Source organism: Emticicia sp. (assembly GCF_049241225.1).
Classification (GTDB): domain Bacteria; phylum Bacteroidota; class Bacteroidia; order Cytophagales; family Spirosomataceae; genus Emticicia.
Map to the genome: position 1 here is coordinate 2,828 of NZ_JBMLRC010000413.1, position 3,418 is coordinate 6,245.

Genomic DNA, 3,418 nt, shown 5'->3' on the forward strand with positions numbered 1-3,418 from the left:
ACACAAATACTGCAATATTCATACGTTTTATCGGGCAATCCTCACCAGTATTTATTTGCTCTGACAGATGGAATGAGTATTAATCAGAACACAAAGCCCACATCAATTTTGGTTCGCCCAGTATGTTCAAGAATTCCCGTTGAAAGCGTTACGATGATTCTTTCTAATGGCACTCGAACTTGGGAAACGCTTCAAAATGTAGAGCCATACGCCATGTTTGATAATGAAGGAACTGCAATTAGAGGAGAAATTCTACCAGCAGGAACTTACACTTTGACAGTAACTGGCTATTCACAAGATAATAAACAGGGTAATTTAGTATATGGGCCGATAGTTACAACTTTCACTATTGTTGGCAATGCTTCAACAATTTCGCAAGCAATTATTTCAAAAACAGAGCTTTGTGCAGGCTCTACTTTTGAGGTGGCTTTTACAACAACTGGTAATTTCTCGAACGAAAACTTATTTCAAGTAATTCTATCAGATAAGAATGGTAAATTTGATAATTCTCAAGTTATTGGCACCAACAATACAACCAACAATATAATCTGTACGATTCCGCTAAATATAGAACATGGCGAAAGCTACCGAATAAAGATAGTTTCAATAGCTCCTTTTGTAGATGGCATTATCAACGCAATACCTTTGACAATTCATCCAAAAGATTTATCATTAACGAGTCCCAAAAATGATGTCTCTTTTGGAACATCTGTGCAAAAAGCGACTGATACCATAACAGCAACCAATAACCATACAGGAGAAGCCAGAATTAGCTATCAAGCGGGCAAATCAATCATATTTTTACCAGGATTTAATGTTAGTAATGTTTCCCCAGTTTTCAAGGCGGAAATAAAAACCTGTGAGTAAACCTCTCAATCAACAAGAGGCTTGATTTTTTATAAATTTAGCCTCTTGTTATACTTATAGAGAAATACAGACAAAGAATCATAAAACCTTTCACCAAACCTACAAAAAACCATAACTTCACGGTTGAAAAAGAATTTATACAATAATCGTTCTCCTCAACCAAAAATGTCCTATTGCACAGCTATCAAATCAATGTCGGGCGAGCGTCAAGCCTTGCACAAAGCCTACCACGACCACCAATACGGTTTTCCGATTCATGATGATAACGAACTTTTCTGCCGACTTATCTTTGAAATCAATCAAGCTGGATTAAGTTGGGAAACTATTCTCAGAAAAGAAGCCTCGTTCAGAGCAGCGTACGATAATTTCGATATTCAGAGAGTAGCCGCCTACACCGAAGCTGACCGTGAACGGCTTTTGGCAGATGCGGGCATTATACGCAACAGACTAAAAGTCAATGCCGCCATCGAAAATGCCAAAACAATTATAAATCTGCAAAAAGAACACGGTTCGTTTGGAAACTGGCTGGCATCACATCACCCAAAAACAAAAGTCGAATGGATAAAGGTTTTCAAGAAAACATTTAAGTTTACGGGCGGCGAAATTGTGAATGAGTTTTTGATGAGTATCGGTTATTTACCCCATGCCCATGACGAAAGTTGTGAAATTTATGCCAAAGTTTTGAAGAGTGAGCCTAAGTGGTTGAATACGCTAAATATTGTATAGAAATACACTTTTTGAAATTTCCCCTCCTTTTTTCAAGGAGGGGAAATTAGTTCTATGTAATACAGCTAAGATTATCTTTTCGTTAAGCCACCCATCTAATTAGCCATCATTTCGTACTTTTATCGAAAAAACTTCACGACATGAAAAAAAGCATTCTTTTACTATCATCTATCATCGCCCTAAATGCTTGTACGGTTTCTAAACCCAAAGCCACAAAAATCAAATTTGCTAATAATCCAGTTGTGGCTCACCGTGGAGCGTGGAAAGCCCAAAATCTTCCCGAAAACTCAATAGCATCGCTCAAGGAAGCCATCCGATTGGGCTGCACAGGTTCAGAATTTGATGTCAGAATGACGCTCGACGATTCGCTCATCATTAACCACGACCCGCATTATACTAAACTCGAAATCGAGAAAACTACTTATGCAGAATTAGCCAAAACGCCACTTTCAAACGGTGAAAAATTACCTACTTTGAGAGAATATATTCTGGCTGGTAAAGAAAATAATACCACCACGAGATTGGTTTGCGAAATCAAACCATCAGCCAGCAAAGAAAGAGGAAAATTGATTGCTGAGAAGGTTTTGAAACTCGTGAAAGACCTAAAAGCCGAAGCCATTACGGTTTACATCAGCTTTGATTATGATATTTTGAAGCGAATTGAAGAAATAAAACCTGATGCAAGCACCCAACATCTGAGCGGTGATAAATCGCCCGACCAGATTTTAGCCGATAAAATTGATGGTATTGATTATCATTTTTCGGTGTTCAAAAAGAACCCTGATTGGGCAGCCGCAGCACTCAAAAACAAACTTATCTTAAATGCTTGGACGGTAAACGATGAAGCCGAAATGAAAAATTTACTGAATCAAAAGTTTGAATTTATCACGACCAACGAGCCAGAATTATTATTCAAAATTCTCAAAGAATCGAAATAATTTATTCTTTAACCTCTTGAAAATCAGCAAATTCGGCGAGCGTTTTTTGTTCAGAAATGGGCAACTGTTTAAACTCAACTTCCCAGTTCATCGAAGCTGCTAACTGACTCATCATTAGCCCTACTTGTCGGTTTGCTACTCTTGGCAAATCGCTGGTTAGGGCTTTTTCTTGCATCACTTTTTTGGCTTCGTTCAAGATATTTGTATAATCTTCGTGGTTGAATTTATTGAGCCAACCTTGGTCAATATCATAAAATTTATAATCGGTATCAATCGACAGAATTTCTGCCTCGGGAAACTGCTCAACCACCAATTTTCGGGTGGTTTCGTCTCGCTTTACTTTCATTTTTCCAAAATCAAAACCTACCGAAACCTTCGCTCTCGAAACCACCAATGCCTTTTTATTCACTTTAAAAAAGCCCATAAACTCTTTTTTGCTGCTGTGGTCGTAGATTTCGGTGAAATATCCTTCGGCCATTACGACTTTGAAGACTTTTTCGATACGTTCGAGCAGAAGCGTTGATTCTTGGCGAAGTTCTTCTTTGTTATCACGTAATTTTTTTCCGTACATCCAATTGAAAATCTGCCAAGCGGCAATTCCTCCGATGGCAATGGCGACAAGAAAAAGCAAAAATTCCATAGAAAATTAATTTTGAATGAGTGATTGAGCGAATGAGTGAATAGGGTAAACGTTTGAGATTTCTTCTACAATATTCTATGATTAAACTCTTAACAAATCATAAACATCTGCGTTCAATTTTTTTCCAAACCCCACCCTAATGAATAAATTTAAAACAATTTGCTAAGAATATCTTAATTTTGAGAATTTATTGATTTACAAAAAAATATTTTTAGAAATTTTGACTTCAAGCAATTCAAAAAGTAAC

4 protein-coding genes are annotated in these 3,418 nt (G+C 37.2%); 3 read left to right on the plus strand and 1 reads right to left on the minus strand.

The genetic code is table 11. The features are described from left to right. From ACOVO2_RS21325 to ACOVO2_RS21335, 3 genes are all read left to right on the plus strand, one after another. On the plus strand, positions 1 to 867 hold an 867-nt coding region (locus ACOVO2_RS21325), incomplete at its 5' end, for a 3-coathanger stack domain-containing protein (protein WP_421771928.1). 165 nt (positions 868 to 1,032) lie between these two features. After that, positions 1,033 to 1,593: a DNA-3-methyladenine glycosylase I gene (locus ACOVO2_RS21330; protein ID WP_421771929.1), complete on the plus strand. Its 561-nt coding sequence runs from the start codon at positions 1,033 to 1,035 to the stop codon at positions 1,591 to 1,593. A gap of 140 nt (positions 1,594 to 1,733) precedes the next feature. Further along, positions 1,734 to 2,531: a glycerophosphodiester phosphodiesterase gene (locus ACOVO2_RS21335; RefSeq protein WP_421771930.1), complete on the plus strand. Its 798-nt coding sequence runs from the start codon at positions 1,734 to 1,736 to the stop codon at positions 2,529 to 2,531. Between the two features lies 1 nt (position 2,532). Here the strand turns inward: ACOVO2_RS21335 and ACOVO2_RS21340 are convergent, their stop codons facing one another. Then, on the minus strand, positions 2,533 to 3,171 hold the full coding sequence (locus ACOVO2_RS21340) for a DUF4230 domain-containing protein (RefSeq protein ID WP_188764677.1): 639 nt from the start codon (positions 3,169 to 3,171) through the stop codon (positions 2,533 to 2,535). Positions 3,172 to 3,418 lie beyond the last annotated feature (247 nt).